Source organism: Listeria sp. LM90SB2 (assembly GCF_028867355.1).
Classification (GTDB): domain Bacteria; phylum Bacillota; class Bacilli; order Lactobacillales; family Listeriaceae; genus Listeria; species Listeria monocytogenes_B.
Map to the genome: position 1 here is coordinate 1,015,171 of NZ_CP046449.1, position 17,329 is coordinate 1,032,499.

20 protein-coding genes are annotated in these 17,329 nt (G+C 36.9%); 10 read left to right on the top strand and 10 right to left on the bottom strand.

Translation table 11 applies throughout. The features are described from left to right. Window positions 1–64: 64 nt before the first annotated feature. Window positions 65–649: a CYTH domain-containing protein gene (locus tag GL301_RS04980; protein ID WP_010958830.1), complete on the bottom strand. Its 585-nt coding sequence runs from the start codon at window positions 647–649 to the stop codon at window positions 65–67. Window positions 650–665: 16 nt separating this feature from the next. Further along, complete coding sequence (locus GL301_RS04985; RefSeq protein WP_003727069.1) at window positions 666–1,133, bottom strand: tetratricopeptide repeat protein; 468 nt, start codon at window positions 1,131–1,133, stop codon at window positions 666–668. 158 nt (window positions 1,134–1,291) lie between these two features. On the opposite strand from GL301_RS04985, the gene GL301_RS04990 reads away from it, so the two are divergent. The 4 genes from GL301_RS04990 to fabI all read left to right on the top strand — a co-directional run bounded on the left by GL301_RS04990 (window position 1,292) and on the right by fabI (window position 4,561). Continuing rightward, on the top strand, window positions 1,292–1,960 hold the full coding sequence (locus GL301_RS04990; protein WP_003722788.1) for a GTP diphosphokinase: 669 nt from the start codon (window positions 1,292–1,294) through the stop codon (window positions 1,958–1,960). A gap of 31 nt (window positions 1,961–1,991) precedes the next feature. Continuing rightward, window positions 1,992–2,786: an NAD kinase gene (locus GL301_RS04995; protein WP_003726185.1), complete on the top strand. Its 795-nt coding sequence runs from the start codon at window positions 1,992–1,994 to the stop codon at window positions 2,784–2,786. An 18-nt stretch (window positions 2,787–2,804) separates the two neighbouring features. Continuing rightward, window positions 2,805–3,695, top strand: a complete 891-nt coding sequence (locus GL301_RS05000; protein ID WP_003730922.1) for an RluA family pseudouridine synthase — start codon at window positions 2,805–2,807, stop codon at window positions 3,693–3,695. Window positions 3,696–3,772: 77 nt separating this feature from the next. After that, window positions 3,773–4,561, top strand: coding sequence for an enoyl-ACP reductase FabI (fabI, locus tag GL301_RS05005; RefSeq protein WP_003722791.1), 789 nt, complete (start codon window positions 3,773–3,775; stop codon window positions 4,559–4,561). Window positions 4,562–4,588: 27 nt separating this feature from the next. On the opposite strand, the gene dltD is transcribed toward fabI, so the two are convergent. Genes dltD through GL301_RS05030 form a run of 5 tightly spaced genes read right to left on the bottom strand, consistent with a single transcriptional unit; the run spans window position 4,589 to window position 9,021 of the window. Beyond that, window positions 4,589–5,863, bottom strand: coding sequence for a D-alanyl-lipoteichoic acid biosynthesis protein DltD (dltD, locus tag GL301_RS05010; RefSeq protein ID WP_003726187.1), 1,275 nt, complete (start codon window positions 5,861–5,863; stop codon window positions 4,589–4,591). Next, entirely contained in the window at window positions 5,863–6,099 is a 237-nt protein-coding gene (dltC, locus tag GL301_RS05015; RefSeq protein WP_003722794.1) for a D-alanine--poly(phosphoribitol) ligase subunit DltC, read from the bottom strand. Before dltC ends, dltD begins: the two co-directional genes overlap by 1 nt. A gap of 25 nt (window positions 6,100–6,124) precedes the next feature. After that, on the bottom strand, window positions 6,125–7,309 hold the full coding sequence (gene dltB / locus GL301_RS05020; RefSeq protein ID WP_003726188.1) for a D-alanyl-lipoteichoic acid biosynthesis protein DltB: 1,185 nt from the start codon (window positions 7,307–7,309) through the stop codon (window positions 6,125–6,127). Further along, window positions 7,306–8,838 carry a D-alanine--poly(phosphoribitol) ligase subunit DltA gene (gene dltA / locus GL301_RS05025; protein WP_003727064.1) on the bottom strand — a complete coding sequence of 511 codons (1,533 nt, stop codon included), beginning with the start codon at window positions 8,836–8,838 and terminating at the stop codon, window positions 7,306–7,308. The genes dltB and dltA overlap by 4 nt, the downstream gene beginning before the upstream one ends. 36 nt (window positions 8,839–8,874) lie before the next feature. Then, on the bottom strand, window positions 8,875–9,021 hold the full coding sequence (locus tag GL301_RS05030) for a teichoic acid D-Ala incorporation-associated protein DltX (protein ID WP_003726190.1): 147 nt from the start codon (window positions 9,019–9,021) through the stop codon (window positions 8,875–8,877). 207 nt (window positions 9,022–9,228) lie between these two features. Here GL301_RS05030 and rpiA point away from each other — a divergent pair, with 207 nt between their 5' ends. Continuing rightward, a complete protein-coding gene (gene rpiA / locus GL301_RS05035; protein WP_003727063.1) occupies window positions 9,229–9,903 on the top strand; it encodes a ribose-5-phosphate isomerase RpiA in 675 nt (224 codons plus the stop codon). Between the two features lie 44 nt (window positions 9,904–9,947). Here rpiA and GL301_RS05040 read toward each other — a convergent pair whose 3' ends face one another. Together GL301_RS05040 and GL301_RS05045 are read right to left on the bottom strand one after the other, a co-directional pair. Then, window positions 9,948–10,382: a GNAT family N-acetyltransferase gene (locus GL301_RS05040; RefSeq protein ID WP_003727062.1), complete on the bottom strand. Its 435-nt coding sequence runs from the start codon at window positions 10,380–10,382 to the stop codon at window positions 9,948–9,950. Window positions 10,383–10,399: 17 nt separating this feature from the next. After that, on the bottom strand, window positions 10,400–11,149 hold the full coding sequence (locus GL301_RS05045; RefSeq protein WP_003726193.1) for an alpha/beta hydrolase: 750 nt from the start codon (window positions 11,147–11,149) through the stop codon (window positions 10,400–10,402). A 218-nt stretch (window positions 11,150–11,367) separates the two neighbouring features. On the opposite strand from GL301_RS05045, the gene GL301_RS05050 reads away from it, so the two are divergent. The 3 genes from GL301_RS05050 (at window position 11,368) to lieB (ending at window position 14,098) form a co-directional block, all read left to right on the top strand. After that, the gene (locus GL301_RS05050; protein ID WP_003726194.1) at window positions 11,368–12,387 is read left to right on the top strand and encodes a branched-chain amino acid aminotransferase; all 1,020 of its coding nucleotides are present in this window, start codon (window positions 11,368–11,370) and stop codon (window positions 12,385–12,387) included. Window positions 12,388–12,584: 197 nt separating this feature from the next. Beyond that, window positions 12,585–13,349 carry a multidrug efflux ABC transporter ATP-binding protein LieA gene (gene lieA / locus GL301_RS05055; protein WP_010958831.1) on the top strand — a complete coding sequence of 255 codons (765 nt, stop codon included), beginning with the start codon at window positions 12,585–12,587 and terminating at the stop codon, window positions 13,347–13,349. After that, window positions 13,346–14,098 carry a multidrug efflux ABC transporter permease LieB gene (lieB, locus tag GL301_RS05060; RefSeq protein WP_003730926.1) on the top strand — a complete coding sequence of 251 codons (753 nt, stop codon included), beginning with the start codon at window positions 13,346–13,348 and terminating at the stop codon, window positions 14,096–14,098. The genes lieA and lieB overlap by 4 nt, the downstream gene beginning before the upstream one ends. 33 nt (window positions 14,099–14,131) lie before the next feature. On the opposite strand, the gene GL301_RS05065 is transcribed toward lieB, so the two are convergent. Further along, window positions 14,132–15,607, bottom strand: a complete 1,476-nt coding sequence (locus GL301_RS05065) for an LM6179_1298 family efflux MFS transporter (RefSeq protein WP_003727059.1) — start codon at window positions 15,605–15,607, stop codon at window positions 14,132–14,134. A 140-nt stretch (window positions 15,608–15,747) separates the two neighbouring features. Between GL301_RS05065 and GL301_RS05070 the strand changes: the two genes are divergently transcribed. Together GL301_RS05070 and GL301_RS05075 are read left to right on the top strand one after the other, a co-directional pair. Further along, window positions 15,748–16,800: a M42 family metallopeptidase gene (locus GL301_RS05070; RefSeq protein ID WP_274758842.1), complete on the top strand. Its 1,053-nt coding sequence runs from the start codon at window positions 15,748–15,750 to the stop codon at window positions 16,798–16,800. Between the two features lie 12 nt (window positions 16,801–16,812). Next, complete coding sequence (locus tag GL301_RS05075; protein WP_003726675.1) at window positions 16,813–17,292, top strand: glutathione peroxidase; 480 nt, start codon at window positions 16,813–16,815, stop codon at window positions 17,290–17,292. The last annotated feature ends 37 nt before the right edge of the window (window positions 17,293–17,329 follow it).

A 17,329-nucleotide genomic window follows, 5' to 3' on the forward strand; every position in this document is an offset into this window, starting at 1 on the left:
GCTTAACATATTTATTCGTTATTTTTTAAGAATTTGTGTCTTTTTGCTATAAAAGTATCTATTCTTACTTATTATTTTCATATACGTGATGATAAAATCGTGCTACTTTATTTTTGGCAGGTTGATTGGTGATTTGATATTCTTTAAGTAGTTTGTCAAAAACCTCTTTTCCTTTATCATAATCAGACACTTCATACTCTAAGTCGAAATCTGATATAGAACCATAAAAATTCTTATCAAACACAAGTAAGCCTTTTTTATAATCTTTTTCTGCGCGAATTGTTTTGAGTGAACCGAAAACCTGTAAGTCTTCATGATTGATTCCTAGTTCTTTTAACGTGTCACGAACTGGTCCAACTGGAATATTTGCTCCAGAGATGATGGCACTTGCTTGGTCCTCGCCAAGAATTTGAGTAGTTTCCATCAGTCCACGTGCTTCTGGGGTTTTGAGTGTTAATTGGTACTGTGTTTCTAATTGTCGAATTCGAAGAGCGGAATGACGTTCTTTTAACCCGAAATTTGCTGTGTCTAAATAATAATTTGTTTGCTCAAAGAAATCTTCTTCTTTCACTCGAAAACTTTCTATTAATGTATCGTATTCTTCTTTGGTTAGTAGGTTACGAAATTCGATTTCTAGTTCTTTGACCATGATAGTTCAGCTCCCTTTAATGAAATGTCGCATCTAAATCTTGCGCATAAAATTGAATTGCTTTCTTGTAACTTAAAATGTCTTCATCACTCGTTGTTTGTGTCAAGAGTATTAAGGCTTCCTGCAAAGCTTCTTTTTCTAAGCCTTGATTGTATTTAGCCATAACTGAAAAAGTACGCAAGGCATTATTATCTGGAAATTCTTGTAAAGCGGTTTGGAAAAGCAGGCTAGCTTTTTCGGGCTGACCTGTAATACGGTAAGTACTACCAAGGCCTATATATGCTTCTTTACGAGAATCAACTGGAAGACCGAGTTGTATGGCTTTCTCATAAAAGGGGATTGCAGCATCTTCTTTACCGAGTGCGTCATGGGCCCATGCTGCATAATAATGAAGTTCTGCGTTATCGGAGTTGTTTTTTAATTCAGCAAGTGCTTGAGTGCGCGCAGTTTCGTAATCGCCGTTTTGAAGTAATGTTAGAATCATTTTCATCCTCCTTTTAGTTGTCGTTTGAATGCTTCGGTTTTATTTTACCACGGGATTGAAAAAAAGGTTACTTTAAGCAAGGTGGATTAACTGCTTTTGTGTTAAAATAAAACTGATGTTGCATAAATTTAATCATGAATATACTTGAGGTGAGCGATTTGAATCATTGGGAAGACTTTTTAGCGCCATACAAACAGGCTGTGGAAGAACTTAAAATTAAACTTAAAGGAATGCGTTCACAATTTGAGCTTGAAAATAATCATTCGCCAATTGAATTTGTTACAGGCCGAGTGAAGCCGGTTGCGAGCATATTAGATAAGGCCAATCAAAAGCATATTGCACTAGATCACTTAGTAGAAGAAATGCAGGATATTGCGGGACTCCGTATGATGTGCCAATTTGTAGATGATATTGAAGTAGTAGTGCGCCTTTTAAGACAGCGGAATGATTTTCGAATTGTAGAAGAACGCGATTATATTACAAACAAGAAACCCAGTGGTTACCGCTCCTATCACGTTGTTATTGAGTACCCAGTGGAAACAATTCAAGGAGAAAAGAAAATCTTAGCTGAAATCCAAATTAGGACACTTGCAATGAATTTTTGGGCAACGATTGAGCATTCGGTAAACTACAAGTATCAAGGCGAATTTCCAGAAGCGATCAATAAACGTTTAAAGCGTGCTGCTGAGGCTGCTTTTCAACTAGATGAGGAAATGTCGCAAATTCGCGAAGAAATACAAGAAGCGCAAGTTTATTTTTCTCAAAATAAAGACGTATCAAAGGATAAAAAAGCAGTGCATCAAGTAATGCCAAAGAAAAATAAGTAATTAGTTGTAGGAATAGGGGCGAATAGAAATAATGAAATATATGATTACTTCCAAAGGGGACGAAAAATCCGATTTGCTGCGACTAAATATGATCGCAGGTTTTGGGGAATATGACATGGAATATGATGACGTAGAGCCTGAAATTGTTATTTCTATTGGTGGAGATGGAACGTTTCTGTCTGCTTTTCATCAATACGAGGAACGCTTGGATGAAATTGCCTTTATAGGGATTCATACTGGTCATCTAGGCTTTTATGCGGATTGGAGACCAGCTGAGGCAAATAAATTAGTTAAGCTTGTAGCAAAAGGAGAATATCAGAAAGTTTCCTATCCTCTTCTCAAAACAACCGTGAAATATGGGATTGGCAAAAAAGAAGCAACATATTTAGCGCTTAATGAATCAACTGTAAAAAGTTCAGGAGGCCCTTTTGTAGTAGATGTTGTGATTAACGATATTCATTTTGAACGATTTCGTGGAGATGGCCTTTGTATGTCAACACCTAGTGGAACAACGGCTTACAATAAATCGCTAGGTGGGGCACTTATGCATCCTTCTATTGAAGCAATGCAGTTAACAGAGATGGCATCGATTAATAATCGAGTGTACCGGACAATCGGTAGCCCACTAGTTTTTCCGAAACATCATGTTGTTAGTTTACAACCGGTTAATGACAAGGACTTTCAAATTTCTGTAGATCATTTGAGCATTTTGCACCGGGATGTACAAGAAATTCGGTATGAAGTATCTGCAAAAAAAATTCACTTTGCCAGATTTAAATCATTTCCATTTTGGCGTCGTGTACACGATTCGTTTATTGAAGATTAAGCTAGCAGGAGGAAGCATGTGTTTTTAGAATGGAAAGTCGAAACGGAAGAAGATGGACTCTTACTTCGCACGTTTTTGAAGAGTAAACATATTTCGAAACAATTATTAACTGCCGTGAAATTTGGGGCAGAGGGGAAAATTGAAGTAAATAACGAAGAACAAAATGTTTTGTATCACGTAAAAGCAGGCGATAAAGTGAGGCTTACTTTTCCAACAGAGCAACAAAATGAACGATTGCTTGCGGAATATACCGATTTAGATATTATTTTTGAAGATGATTTTTTATTAATTATCAATAAACCAGCTGGTATGGCTTCTATTCCATCACAATATCATCCAAATGGATCCGTTGCAAATTTTGTCAAAGGGCATTATGAAACGCAAGGACTGACGAATGCTATTCATATTGTAACAAGACTCGATCGTGAGACGTCTGGGTTAATGTTAATCGCCAAAAATAGATTTGCTCATGCTAGATTAAGTACGTTTTTGCAAAAAGGATTACTAAAACGGCGCTATCAAGCATTTACATCAGGAGTTTTAGTAGAACAAAAGGGTTCGATTGAAGCGCCAATAGGACGCAAAGAAGTGAGTATAATGGAACGTTTTGTTACTCCTGAAGGTAAATATGCCAAAACAAATTATGAGGTTCTCGCGCGCTATAGAGCATTTGACCATGTGGCTATTCAACTTGAGACAGGAAGAACACACCAGATTCGTGTGCATTTCTCTTATATTGGACATCCGCTTATTGGCGATGATATGTACGGAGGAGATACGAATTTGTTGAAAAGACAAGCGCTGCACTCATGTCATCTGCATTTAGTCCACCCTTTGACAGAAAAATATATGGCGTTTGATCTACCTTTACCAGCAGATATGGAAGAGATAATTCAAAAATCGAAGTAATAAGAGTTTTAAAAAGTTATTTGGTCATGTAAAATGGAAGAAGCGAACAAATCGCATCAATTTTAGGAGGAAAGAACATGAATTTATCATTAGAGGGAAAAACATATGTTGTAATGGGAGTAGCTAATAAGCGTAGTATTGCTTGGGCAATTGCGCGTTCACTAAATGAAGCTGGAGCGAAACTTGTATTTACATATGCGGACGATCGTGCGAAAAAAAGCATTACAGAACTAGTACCTTCATTAAGCGAAGTAAATCAAAATCCACTTATCTTAGCTTGTGATGTAACAAGTGAAGAAGCTATTACAGAAACATTTGAAACAATTAAAGATAAAACTGGCAAACTTAGTGGCTTAGCACATTGTATTGCTTTCGCTAACAAAGACTTTTTAACTGGAGATTATTTAGAAGTAGATCGTAAAAGCTTCTTACAGGCACATGAAATTAGTGCTTACTCATTCACAGCTGTTGCTCGTGCACTAAAACACTTAGAAATGTTGACAGAAGATGCAAGTTTACTAACATTAACTTACCTTGGTGGGGAACGTGTAGTAGAAAACTATAATATTATGGGTGTAGCAAAAGCTTCTCTGGATGCAAGTGTTCGATACCTTGCTATGGACTTAGGGGCAATTGGTGTTCGTGTAAATGCTATTTCTGCAGGACCAATCAGAACGGTATCTGCTCGTGGCGTTAGCGGTTTCTCTGATTCTATTTCACTAGTGGAAGAAAGAGCCCCACTAAAACGTGCGACACAAGCGGAAGAAGTTGGCGACACAGCATATTACTTATTCAGTAATTTATCTCGAGGCGTTACAGGCGAAGTAATTCATGTAGATAGCGGTTATCATATTATTGGATTTTAAAGAAAAAAGACCGTAAGTAGTTAAAAACTACTTACGGTCTTTTTTTGGTCCATTTTCTGGATGTTCTTTAAAGTAATATTCTTTTGGTGTTGGTTTATAGTTTGTTTGCATTGGTTCTTTAACAAAGTCTGCTAATACTTGGTCGATTTTTACCCAACCGCGCCAGCTTAAATGAATCGGATCTTCTAAGAAAAAAGCATCATTTTGATATTCTTCTAGAGAGTAGTAACGGAAACCTTGACTCTCAATTTGTTCTTTTGTTTTAGCATAATAGTCATCTAAACCTTGTTTGTCCATACCAATGTAATCAATCCATTTTCCATTGATAGGCGGGTTAATGAAAATGACATCTGCACCAGCCTTTTTGAAAGCATCCATTAGTAGCTGTAAATCAGCAAACTCAGGAGATTGGTCATAACGTAAATCTTTGCGGCTATTTTTTAATTTACCTTCAATTGGTTTGATTTTCTTTTGGTAATAATGTTCTTTGACTTGAAAAGGGTTATTACCAGTACTTCTCTCCCCAGTTTCTTTAGCCAATTCATCTAGTTTTTGGTAATCTAAAGTTTCTGGAAGTTCTTTTAGGCCTTTGTTTACGCGATCTTGTTTGGAACCAATGATGTATTTTGATTCTAAATCATCTTTACGTTCCAAAATCTTCAGTTCGATATTACCAGTAATGTTTAGAAGTTTTGGATCATGAGGTTTTTTAGGCCCTTTTGCGACAATGTTTTCGAGTAATTTTTTTAATGTAGAGTCACTTTGAACTACTTGAAAAGATAATAAACGTTTAGCTGCATAGCGACGTTCAGGCGTATTTTTCGTATCTTCTAATGCGAATTTATATGCATGAAGAGGGGAAAAATTGGCACCAAATGATGGGTCAGAAACGCCTTTAGGTTGGAACCATTGTGGAGATAAAACTACCGCTACTTTTTTTCCTTTTAAATCATCACCAAGTGCATTTACGTCTAAGAAATGACTTAATGATTGTGTACCTGGGCGACCAAGTAAAAATGGTGTATAGCCCTGATTGTATTTTTTTGAGACTACGCTAGGATGAAATGGGTCGACGCGGGAAAGCTCTGAAGAACCATAAATTGGTAAATAGTTTCCTTCTTGTAAAGCTTTTTTCTGGATGTCTAAGCCTTGGATGACGGATTCGTTCATTGATGTAGCGCTTTTCTCTACGGTTTCAGAAGAAACTTTAGAGAATAAGCTACTAGGTCCGAATAGAACGAAAAGGAAAACCGCGAATGCGACCAGTAAAGGCCCAAATGTCATCCACAGCTTTTTTTTCATTATTTTAGCGCCTCGAGTTGTGTAATAATCATTTCAGGAGTAGCCCATTCGTCGCGGTCAAATTCGGAAACAGGTACAGTGATATCTAATTTTTCTTCAATTTCAATTAAAAGTTGAACCGTAGCCATAGAATCAAGCAAGCCTTCATCAAATAATTTAATATTTGTATTTTGTACTACTTCATCCGTTTCTGTAATTTCCTCTAAGATTTCTAATACATTTTCACGAAAAGCCATTATAAATTACCACCTTTAGTTAGTTTTAAAAATTAATTTTATCTAAAATACCTGAGAATATCAGGAATCCGAAACAAACAAATTGGAATGTAATGAAAACGCCGATTACATAAGTAATTTTGTTTTTTGGATAGAATTTGTGCTTCTTGTTAAAGCGTTCGAATAGGTCAAATCCAACAATTAGTGTTGCTTGATAAAGGCCATAAACGATGTAATACCAATGAAGTCCATGCCATACACCCATGATGAAAAAGTTAACGAAATATGCTAGGTAGGCAATAGTGAACTTACTTTTAAACCATTTCTTTTTTGTAACCCAAAATACGAAACGCATGAATACATAATCGCGGAACCAGAAAGAAAGCGTCATATGCCAACGATTCCAGAACTCTTTAATATTGCGAGCTGCGAAAGGTTTGTTAAAGTTCATAGGTGTTTGAACGCCGAGTAAGTAACTAACCCCAACTGCAAAGGCACTGTAACCTGCAAAGTCAAAGAATAAATACATACTATAGGCATACATATAACCAATTAAACTCTTTGTTGTGTCTACATGGTGTGTAATCGCGATGTCTAGTGGAACAACAAAATGTTTGTTTACTAAGTAAGCGATAATGAATTTGTAGAGAAAACCAAGGAAGATAAGGAATATTCCTCGGTTTAATAAAGCTAGATAAGCTTCTTTACTAGGCGGATTATCCACGTCTTTTTTAAAGCGACGGAATCGGTCAATCGGTCCGGATGATATAGTCGGGAAGAATAGTAAGAAATTAACAAAATCCCACGCGTTATACTGTTTAATTAAGTTATCGCGTATTTCAATAATCATTTGTGCCGCTTTAAATGTTAAGTAGGAAATCCCTAGGAAACCAACCATTGTAACATTGTCTCCTAAAATTGGAACAACTTTAGAGATAATAAGGGGGAGAATAGACAGAATCACTGCTATGACGAATACGCCGCCGTGGTTCTGCTTTTTCTCCTGCCTGTAATGGAAGTAAAGTCGTACAAGAGCAAGTTGCCAGAAGACAAAGAAGATAAAAGTAGCTCCTTGGACTGGACTTGCTGAGAACATAAAGTATAAAAATACGAGTGTCACAAAAGCATTATAAATCGGTAATCTTTTTCCTAACAAACCAGCTACTATGATAGGAATCAAAAATAGTACAAGTACTCCAAAATAAAGGATTGTGCCGTATGGTAAACTCACTTGTTAACCTCGCTATTAAGCGCCTTGCGATCGATTTTGCCATTCATAGTTAACGGGAATTCCGTTTTGTAAATCCATTTTCTTGGGATCATGTATGCTGGCATAAATTCTTTCAGTTCATTTTTTATTGCTGCACTTAGCTGGTATTCTTTTTCGAAATCATGGTTAGTAGGGATGACCTGTGCGACCAACATATCTACCTTTTCATCTTTCATTTTAGGAATAATAGCGCAGTTTTGAATGTAACTTACTTTTTTTAGGTTGTTTTCGATATCTTCTAATTCGATGCGATAACCATGCAGTTTAATTTGGAAGTCAAGACGTCCTTGGAAGAACAGATAACCGTCTTTGATAATGCCAGAGTCTCCTGTGCGATAAGCTTGATAACCTTTATAGTCGAAGAATACTTGGTCTGTTTTTTCAGGTTCATTTAAGTAACCTTTAGAAACGCTAGCACCAATCAGGACAATTTCTCCTTTTTCGCCTTCTGGAAGAACCTCACCAGTTTCTTGGTCAACGATGTGTAAACGCATATCTGGTTTAATAACGCCAAGTGGTAAGCTTGGATAAGCATCGATAACCTCTCGAGTTACTTTTACTTGAGTGACAGCCACGGTTGCTTCTGTAGGTCCGTATGTGTTGTAAATAACTGCATCTGGGAAACGGTTCAGCAATTCGCTTGCTGTTTTCTTGGCAAGTACTTCACCACAGAATAAGAAACGAATTAAGCCAGGGTTATTTTCTTGGTTAAAGTTATCGTCTAGTAAGCACAAATCAGCAAAAGAAGGAGTAGAAACCCATACATCCAAGTTTTGAGCAGGTATTTCACGATATAAATCTTTCATATTCGCAGTAATTGTTTTATCAAGAGGTACAAGCGTTCCACCCGATAGTAAACTTGGATATAAATCCATAACGGATAGATCGAAGGAAAAGGGTGCTTGGTTTAAGAAACGCAATCCTTGGCTTAAAGAAAAGTCTTGTAATATCCAGTTACTAAAACTTACTAGATTGTTTTGACTGATTTGAACCCCTTTAGGATTTCCTGTACTTCCGGATGTGTAAATAATATAGTAGTTATCATCATTTTTTACACATGCTTCTTTATCTGGAACTTCTCCGAAATGTTTCTCTAAGGCGTCCATTAGCTGATCTTGTGTTAGTACCGGACAACCAGTAATAGTAAGGTTACTAGGTAGCTCTTCTGTACAAATAAACAAAGAAGGATCAGCTGCTTTTTTAATTTGTTCTATACGTTCAACTGGCATAGAAACATCTACTGGTACATAAGCTCGACCTGATTTGATAGAGCCTAAAAATGCAACTAGCATTAGGGGAGACATATGTCCGTAAACGATAATAGGTTTTTCTTTGTCAGTATTTAGGTTTTTTAGTAGAAAAGAGCCGAATGCATCAGATTGTCGTTTTAGTTCTTTATAGGAAAGACGTGTTCCAGCATATTCATAGCAAGGGAAATCCGGTGTCTTCTCTGCCCATGCATCAATTCTTTCTATGATACTCGTTGTCATTATTGATATTCCCATTTTTAACAGTCCTTTCTTCTTTTAGAATTCATTGTAAATGAATTTCGCACCTTCAGGGTTTTTGAAACCATAAAACCAAAGCAATCCTAGCAAAACAACAAGGTAGAAAAAAGTTTTCATTGTAAAAATAGTTGCTGGATGTTGCAAAATGAGTTTTATTTTATTCATAAATCCACCTCTTTATTATTTCATTTGTGTTACAAATATTAAAAATAAACGTTTAATACTTACTTACTGTAATACATTTGTCTTTAAATGTCTAATTACATTTTTGTAAGGTTAGGAAAATATGCATATTTTGAACTTGAAAGTAGGTACGAGTATAATGAAACAATAGATATAGTAATGTTTTAATGCTAGAAAAGAGGTTGGAATATGATTAATCAAAAGAAGATAGCAGGAGAAAAGGCTTGTGAGTGGATTAAAGATGGAATGGTTGTGGGCCTTGGAACGGGCAGTACAGTCTATTACACGATTGAAAAGCTTGGAGAAATGGTAAATAATGGTTTGCATATTACAGGGGTGGCAACTTCTGAAGAAACAAGCAAACAAGCACAAAATTTAGGAATACCTTTGAAATCGCTAAATGACGTAGCGGAAATAGATATTACTATTGATGGTGCTGATGAAATTGATACGGATTTTCAAGGAATAAAAGGTGGAGGAGGAGCACTATTACGTGAAAAAATGGTAGCAAGTGCGAGTTTGAAAAACATTTGGGTTGTCAGTGAGGAGAAGCTTGTAAGAAACTTAGGGAAGTTTCCTTTGCCTATAGAAGTAATACCTTTTGGTTGGAAGCAAATTGAGAGAACACTTGAAAAAGAGCATATTCAAACAATTTTACGGAGACAATCTTCAGGAGAAATCTATGTGACAAATAACGGGAACTATATTTTGGATATAGTAAATCAAACTTTTAGGGATGCAGAAATGTGGCAAGAAAAATTAGCGCAAATTCCAGGGATTGTGGAGCATGGATTATTTCTTCATTATGTGGATATAATTGTTTGTGCGAAGGCAAATGGCGAAATAGAGCTAATAAAAAAATAGTTATTTCTTCTATATAAAAGAAATAACTATTTTTATTAAATTTCCTATGTTAATGTTTTTTTCATTTCTTTATGTTCAATTCCAGCATCAAGGAACAATCCCGAGCAAGTTTCGTATCCCAATTTTTCATAGAAGGGAATAGCAGTTACTTGGGCTCCTAATTTTAAGGTTGTTAAGCCACGAGACTTAGCTTCGGATTCAATGGCTTCCATGATTCTCCGGCCGCTCCCAGTGCCGCGAGCTATTTTCTGGGTACAGATGCGTTCGACTTTACCATAACCATCCTTTTCGCGGAATCTACCGGTTGCAAGCGGTGTGCCATCTTCTGCATAATCAACAAACATTACAACAGAATCTATTTCATCGAATTCATCCCATTCTAATGCTGGATCAACATGTTGCTCAACGACAAAAACATCATTTCTAATTTTAAGTGCGGCTTGTTTGCCAATATCATCTGTTACTTTCTTTACGGTCAAGTTGTTTCCGTCCTTTCTTATGCGCGCATGCTTTCTAAATCAAATGTATTCACTGGTAGCATAAATTGTAAAGAATCTTTGATAAATGGCTGCCAGTATTTCCAGCGATGATCACCGTTAAATACATGGAAATAATAATCAAATCCGCGAGTGGTTAAAATTTGCTCTAAAGATTTATTTGGTGATAGGAAATCGAGCACTTCATTTCCGGATGTTTCGACTGCAGTTTCTCGGTCACCGATAATATGGAAGATTTTCACTTTTGAAGGGTCTACTTTTTCTGCAAGTGTAAGGATTGTGTCATCCACATAGGGGGAATGTAAAATCACATTACCAAATGTAAAGGGAAAAAGAAGAGCTGCCTTTAAAGAAACGGATGCCCCGAGTGAATCTCCCATCAGGAATCTACTAGTAGGCATTTGGAAAGAAGGAAAGCGTTCTTCAAGATAAGGAACGAGTTCAAATGCTAAAAATCTGATATATGCATCGTTTTGTTTACCGTCCGGATGATATTTTTCGCGACGATCCATAACAGTTTTGTATGGGATACCAATGAAAATGGCTTTTTGAATCTGCTCATTTAGCGCTAATTCTTCGGAGTGACGCGCAAGTTTGCCAAACTGAAAATAATCTTTACCATCTTGTACAATGAAAAGTGGATATTTGTATAGTGGAGAAAAATCAGGTGGTAAGCAGATAATTAAATCAAGTTCCTCTCCTAGCGATTTACTGTAAAATTTCTCATCTAACATTTTGTGAGCTGTCATTTTCATTCTCTCCTTTCTTGAAATCATTCCTTCATAGGGGATTGTTTTTTGAAAAGTTACTCTATTTTAGCATGAATTACGTTAAAAGAAAGAACATTTTGCCTATTTATTTGAAAAAAATTTCTTTTTCACGAGACATCACTGCAATAATGCTATTTAATATGCTATACTGAAACATACAATAATTCTGTTTTAATGATAGAAAGTGGGGATTTTGAATGAGTAAAGATATTGACTGGAGTAATTTAGGATTTAGTTATATTAAAACGGATAAGCGTTACATTTCTTATTGGAAAGACGGGGAATGGGATGAAGGTACGCTAACAGAAGATAATACGCTACATATTAGTGAGGGTTCAACAGCGCTTCATTACGGACAACAATGTTTTGAAGGTTTAAAAGCATATCGTTGTAAGGACGGTTCAATTAATCTTTTCCGCCCAGATCGGAATGCTGCTCGTATTCAAAAAAGCTGTGAGCGTTTATTAATGCCTCACATCCCAACTGAAAAATTTATTGATGCTGTTATGCAAGTTGTTCGTGCCAATGAAGAATTTGTACCGCCGTATGGAACAGGTGCAACACTTTATTTACGTCCATTTGTTATTGGTGTAGGTGACAATATTGGTGTTCATGCAGCCCCAGAGTATATTTTCTCTGTTTTCTGTTCACCAGTCGGCCCTTACTTCAAAGGTGGAATGGCGCCAACTAACTTTATTGTTTCCGATTTTGACCGTGCTGCTCCAAATGGTACGGGTGCCGCAAAAGTAGGCGGAAACTATGCTGCAAGTTTACTTCCAGGCCAGGCTGCAAAAGAACGCAATTTTGGTGATTGTATTTATTTAGATCCAGCTACTCATACAAAAATAGAAGAAGTTGGTTCTGCTAATTTCTTTGGTATTACAAAAGATGATAAATTTGTTACGCCGTATTCTCCTTCTATTTTGCCAAGTATCACGAAGTATTCGTTACTTTATTTGGCAGAGCATCGTCTAGGTTTAGAAGCATTAGAAGGTGATGTATATATTGATAAATTAGATGAGTTTAAAGAAGCTGGAGCATGTGGAACGGCAGCGGTTATTACACCAATTGGTGGTATTCAAACCAAAGATGATTTCCATGTATTCCATAGTGAAACAGAAGTGGGGCCAGTAACGAAGCGTTTATTCGATGAACTATGTGGCATTCAATTTGGAGATGTAGAAGCTCCAGAAGGTTGGATTTATAAAGTGAAATAATTTTAAACCGTCCGTTCAGCGGACGGTTTTTTTATGTACAAAATCAAAAGTCATTTCTGATTAATAAAAAGAAAATGACTTTTTTATTGACATGATAGCAACTCGGTGTTACTATGTAGTAGTAATAAGTGATACAGAATACCTGTATTACTGAGTAGTGGAGTTTTAATAAAAAATGGAAAGAAGGTTGTATTCAAATGAAAGAAGTGATGATTAAAGCCACGGGTTTGGAAAAGTCATTTAAGAAAACAGAAGTCTTGAAAGGTGTGGATTTTGAAGTAAAACATGGCGAAATTTTTGCATTACTAGGCTCAAACGGTGCGGGCAAGACGACAACCATCCAAATTTTAGCGACTCTTTTAAAAGCGGATAATGGACTTGCTACAGTTTCTAGTTTTGATGTGAAAACGGAGCCGGAAAAAGTACGGAAACATATTAGTCTTACCGGACAATTTGCGGCAGTAGATGGACTTTTAACAGGACGAGAAAATATTTTACTCATTGCTAAGTTACGTAGTGAAAAGAATCCAGCACAAACGGCAGATGACTTATTGGCACGTTTTGGACTTGAAAAAGCTGCGGATCGGCGTGCAGACACTTATTCAGGTGGAATGACAAGACGACTGGATATTGCGATGAGTCTCGTTGGCTCCCCAGATGTGATTTTTCTTGATGAGCCAACAACTGGACTTGATCCGGAAGGGCGAATGGAAGTCTGGAAAACGATTAAAACACTTTCTGATGGAGGAACAACTATATTACTAACAACGCAATATTTAGATGAAGCAGAGCAGCTTGCGGATAGAATCGCTATCCTTCACGGTGGAACCATTATTGCAAATGGAACCTTGGATGAACTTAAAAAATTATTCCCGCCAGCTGAAGTAGAATATATCGAAAAACAACCATCACTAGAAGAAATTTTCTTAGCAATTATTAATGGGAAGGAGGAAGTAAAATGAAAGCAATTCGTGATACAAGCATATTATTTGGTCGCTCCATGCGTCATATTATGCGTAGTCCTGATACGATTATTACAGTTGCCATTATTCCAATTATGATTATGTTGATGTTTGTGTATGTGCTTGGAGGCGCAATTCAAACGGGGACAGACAATTACGTAGATTATTTGTTGCCGGGAATTATTTTGATGGCAATCGCAAGTGGGATTGCTTATACGGCGGTACGATTATTTACAGATGTACAAAAAGGATTATTTCAACGATTTCATTCTATGCCAATTAGTCGTTCTTCGGTATTATGGGGTCATGTTTTAACTTCTTTAGTTTCTAATGTTATCTCTATTGTGCTCATTATTTTAGTTGCTCTTCTTATTGGTTTTCGTTCATCGGCAGGAATAGTGGAATGGCTTTCTGTAGCCGGTATTTTGCTATTATTCACATTAGCGCTCACATGGGTTGCTGTGATTCCTGGTTTAACTGCCAAATCAGTAGATGGAGCAAGCGCATTTTCTTATCCGCTCATATTTTTACCATTCATTAGTTCAGCTTTTGTTCCAACAGATACGATGCCAACTGCAGTTCGTGTTTTTGCAGAAAATCAGCCCGTGACCTCAATTGTTAATACGATACGTGGATTGCTGTATTCAGAACCAATCGGGAATGATATTTGGATTGCGCTTGCTTGGTGTGTCGGAATTACCGTTGTTGCGTATGTTTTTGCGATAACTATTTATAAAAAAATGGTATAAAATAAAAAGTTTGGCTCCGCGGAGCCAAACTTTTTATTTTTCACCGGAAATATGTTTTTTCGGTAAGATAAAATGAATAAAATAACTAACGATACAGCAAGCAAACATAACCCAGAAAACCATATGAAGCCCGCTATATAAAATATCTCGAAGCGGATCAACAAGGTCTGCACTAACGTTGCCAGAAGTTTGTGGGCTAATTAGTTGGTTTAGATTACTACGATTTACTTCACTGCCAGCTGCAGCGCGGAATTCGCTTGTAAGAACTGAGTTGAAGATAGTTCCAAAGACAGCGACCCCGATTGTTTGACCAACTGTTCTAAACAGTGTGTTAGAAGCTGTAGCAATACCAGTTTGGAATCGCGGTACTGCATCTTGAACGGTAACAGTTGTTGTTGTAAAGATTATCCCAAAACCAAATCCCATAAATGCACTATTTAAATAGAAGAAGATATCATTTGTGGAAGCGGGGAATAAGGCTAAAATTAATCCACTTGCAGCAGTAATTAAAACGCCAATGCCAACCGTATGCCGATTTCCAAGCGTCATTAAAAGTTTGCCGCCGATAAATGAACCAATTATCCATGTAACTGAAAGCGGTGCAAGCATAAATCCAGCAATCGTAGCCCCGTGCCCAAGCATTCCTTGTGCCCACATTGGAATATACACGTTAATTCCAATTAGGAAGGCACTAATCAAGAAACCAATTAAGTTCCCAATTAACACCACTGGGTTTTTAAATAATACAAATGGCATAATCGGATCTTTTGCACGTTTTTCGACAAAATAAAAAGCAATAAATAACACAATCGAAACGGCAAAAAGAATAACGACGAGCGGTTCTGTCCAGTTGAGTGATTCCCCGGCTCGCTGTAACGCAAATAATAATCCAAGCAGAGCCACCGTAAAGAACGAGGCACCTAAATAGTCAATTGGTAGTTTGACATGTTCCACTTTTTCGCGTAAATAAAGCAAAATAAGTAGGATTGTTAAAATACCGATTGGGACATTGATGAAGAAAATCCAATGCCATGAAAGTTGGTCTACTAAAAATCCTCCAACAAGTGGTCCAAATACGCCAGCGATACCCCAAGCGGAACCCATGAAGCCAAGTACTTTTGCTCGTTTTTCAAATGGATACACGTCTGCGATAATCGTCATAGTAGATGGTAAAATCCCACCTGCTCCAATACCTTGGATCGCGCGAAAAATAATTAATTGTTCCATATTTTGTGCAAATCCACAAAGTGATGAACCAATAATAAAAATAATTGTCGCAATCACAAAAATATTTTTTCGTCCATACAAATCAGACAGTTTTCCGTAAATCGGAACCGTCACTGCTGATGTTAGCAAATAAACAGAAAAAATCCAGTTCATTAACTCTATGCCGTCCAACTGACTTACAATCGTTGGCATCGCAGTACTCACGATGGTACCTTCAATAGCTGCCATAAATGTTGCGACAAATACGGCGATGGTAACGGCTTTTACTTTTGTTTGTTCCAAAAAATTCCCTCCCTTTTCGTCTACCGAATTATAGCATATAAAAGGACTAAATTGGGAAAAAAGTTAATCCTAAGAAATGCGCATATTCAAGATAAGCGCTATAATATAATAGAAGAAAGCGAACTAAAGGAGGAATTTTTTTGTCATACGAACCAAATACAAAAGAAACAATGCAAAAAATTAAAGAATTAACATCTATCCCAAGCCCAACTGGCAATACAGGGAAAATCATCGAAAAACTGGCAAAAGATTTAGATGCTTCAAAAATCCCTTACCATTTAAACAACAAAGGTGGATTAATCGTAACGCTTCCTGGGAAAGACGACACGAAACACCGTATGCTAACCGCCCATGTGGATACGCTTGGTGCAATGGTTAAAGAAATTAAAGCAGACGGACGATTACTTTTAACCTTAATTGGAGGCTACCGTTTTAACGCGATTGAAGGCGAATATTGTACCATTGAGACAAGTGATGGAGATTTGTATAGTGGCACCATATTAATGCATCAAACTTCTGTCCATGTCTATAAAGATGCTGGGACTGCTGAGCGTAATGACAAAAATATGGAAGTTCGCTTAGATGTAAAAGCATTAGATGCAGACAAAGTTCGTGCGCTTGGAATAGAAGTAGGGGATTTTGTTTCTTTTGATCCGCGCGTGCAAATTATTAATGATGAATATATCAAATCTCGCCATTTGGATGATAAAGCAAGTGTCGCGATTTTATTACAACTAATCAATCATATTCACGAAAATAAACTGGAGCTTCCTCATACAACCCATTTCCTCATCTCTAATAATGAAGAAATTGGCTATGGTGGTAATTCTAACATTCCGTCTGAAACGGTGGAATATTTAGCGGTCGACATGGGAGCCCTTGGTGACGGACAAACGTCTGATGAATACACTGTTTCTATTTGTGCAAAAGATGGTAGTGGCCCGTATCACCTTGGCTTGCGCAAACATTTAGTGGAGCTTGCTAAAAGCAATAATATTGATTATAAAGTGGATATTTATCCGTTTTATGCATCTGATGCGAGTGCGGCAATTAATGCTGGTAATGATATTGTCCATGGTTTGATTGGACCAGGTATTAATGCTAGCCATGCATATGAACGCACACACCGCGATTCACTTTACCATACAGAAAAATTAGTTTATGCATATTTATTTTCAAATATATTGAAATAGGAGGAATCCCATATGAATGTCCATGATTTTTCTGAAAAAGCAATGAATGGCAAAGAAATAGCTTTAAGTGATTATAAAGGTAAGGTATTACTCATCGTGAATACTGCGAGTAAATGTGGCTTAACACCCCAATTAGAAGGTCTCGAAGCAATGTATAAAAAATTGGGTGGCGCTAATTTTGAAATCCTCGGTTTCCCGTGTAACCAGTTTTTGCGACAAGATCCTGGCAGTGATGAGGAAATTTTAGAATTTTGCCAAATGAATTATGGTGTGACTTTCCAAATGTTTTCCAAAATTAAAGTAAAAGGCAAAGATGCCAGCCCACTTTATAAATATTTAACCGAACAAACGGGTGGTAAAAAAGTAGAATGGAACTTTGCGAAATTCTTAATTGATGAAAATGGAGAAGTTGTTGAACGTTTCCCATCTAAAATGAAACCAGCAGATTTTGAGGATAAAGTGGAAGCACTTGTTGCGAAAGTAAATAATTAAGGAAAACTCGGTAGTGCTATTATAGTACTACCGAGTT

Excerpts from the sequence above, each read along its gene's own strand:
- GL301_RS04980 (WP_010958830.1), bottom strand. The coding sequence starts at position 649 with ATGGTCAAAGAACTAGAAATCGAATTTCGTAACCTACTAACCAAAGAA.
- GL301_RS04985 (WP_003727069.1), bottom strand. The coding sequence starts at position 1,133 with ATGATTCTAACATTACTTCAAAACGGCGATTACGAAACTGCGCGCACT.
- GL301_RS04995 (WP_003726185.1), top strand. The coding sequence starts at position 1,992 with ATGAAATATATGATTACTTCCAAAGGGGACGAAAAATCCGATTTGCTG.
- fabI (WP_003722791.1), top strand. The coding sequence starts at position 3,773 with ATGAATTTATCATTAGAGGGAAAAACATATGTTGTAATGGGAGTAGCT.
- dltD (WP_003726187.1), bottom strand. The coding sequence starts at position 5,863 with ATGAAAAAAAAGCTGTGGATGACATTTGGGCCTTTACTGGTCGCATTC.
- dltC (WP_003722794.1), bottom strand. The coding sequence starts at position 6,099 with ATGGCTTTTCGTGAAAATGTATTAGAAATCTTAGAGGAAATTACAGAA.
- dltA (WP_003727064.1), bottom strand. The coding sequence starts at position 8,838 with ATGACAACGAGTATCATAGAAAGAATTGATGCATGGGCAGAGAAGACA.
- GL301_RS05030 (WP_003726190.1), bottom strand. The coding sequence starts at position 9,021 with ATGAATAAAATAAAACTCATTTTGCAACATCCAGCAACTATTTTTACA.
- rpiA (WP_003727063.1), top strand. The coding sequence starts at position 9,229 with ATGATTAATCAAAAGAAGATAGCAGGAGAAAAGGCTTGTGAGTGGATT.
- GL301_RS05045 (WP_003726193.1), bottom strand. The coding sequence starts at position 11,149 with ATGACAGCTCACAAAATGTTAGATGAGAAATTTTACAGTAAATCGCTA.
- GL301_RS05050 (WP_003726194.1), top strand. The coding sequence starts at position 11,368 with ATGAGTAAAGATATTGACTGGAGTAATTTAGGATTTAGTTATATTAAA.
- lieA (WP_010958831.1), top strand. The coding sequence starts at position 12,585 with ATGAAAGAAGTGATGATTAAAGCCACGGGTTTGGAAAAGTCATTTAAG.
- lieB (WP_003730926.1), top strand. The coding sequence starts at position 13,346 with ATGAAAGCAATTCGTGATACAAGCATATTATTTGGTCGCTCCATGCGT.
- GL301_RS05075 (WP_003726675.1), top strand. The coding sequence starts at position 16,813 with ATGAATGTCCATGATTTTTCTGAAAAAGCAATGAATGGCAAAGAAATA.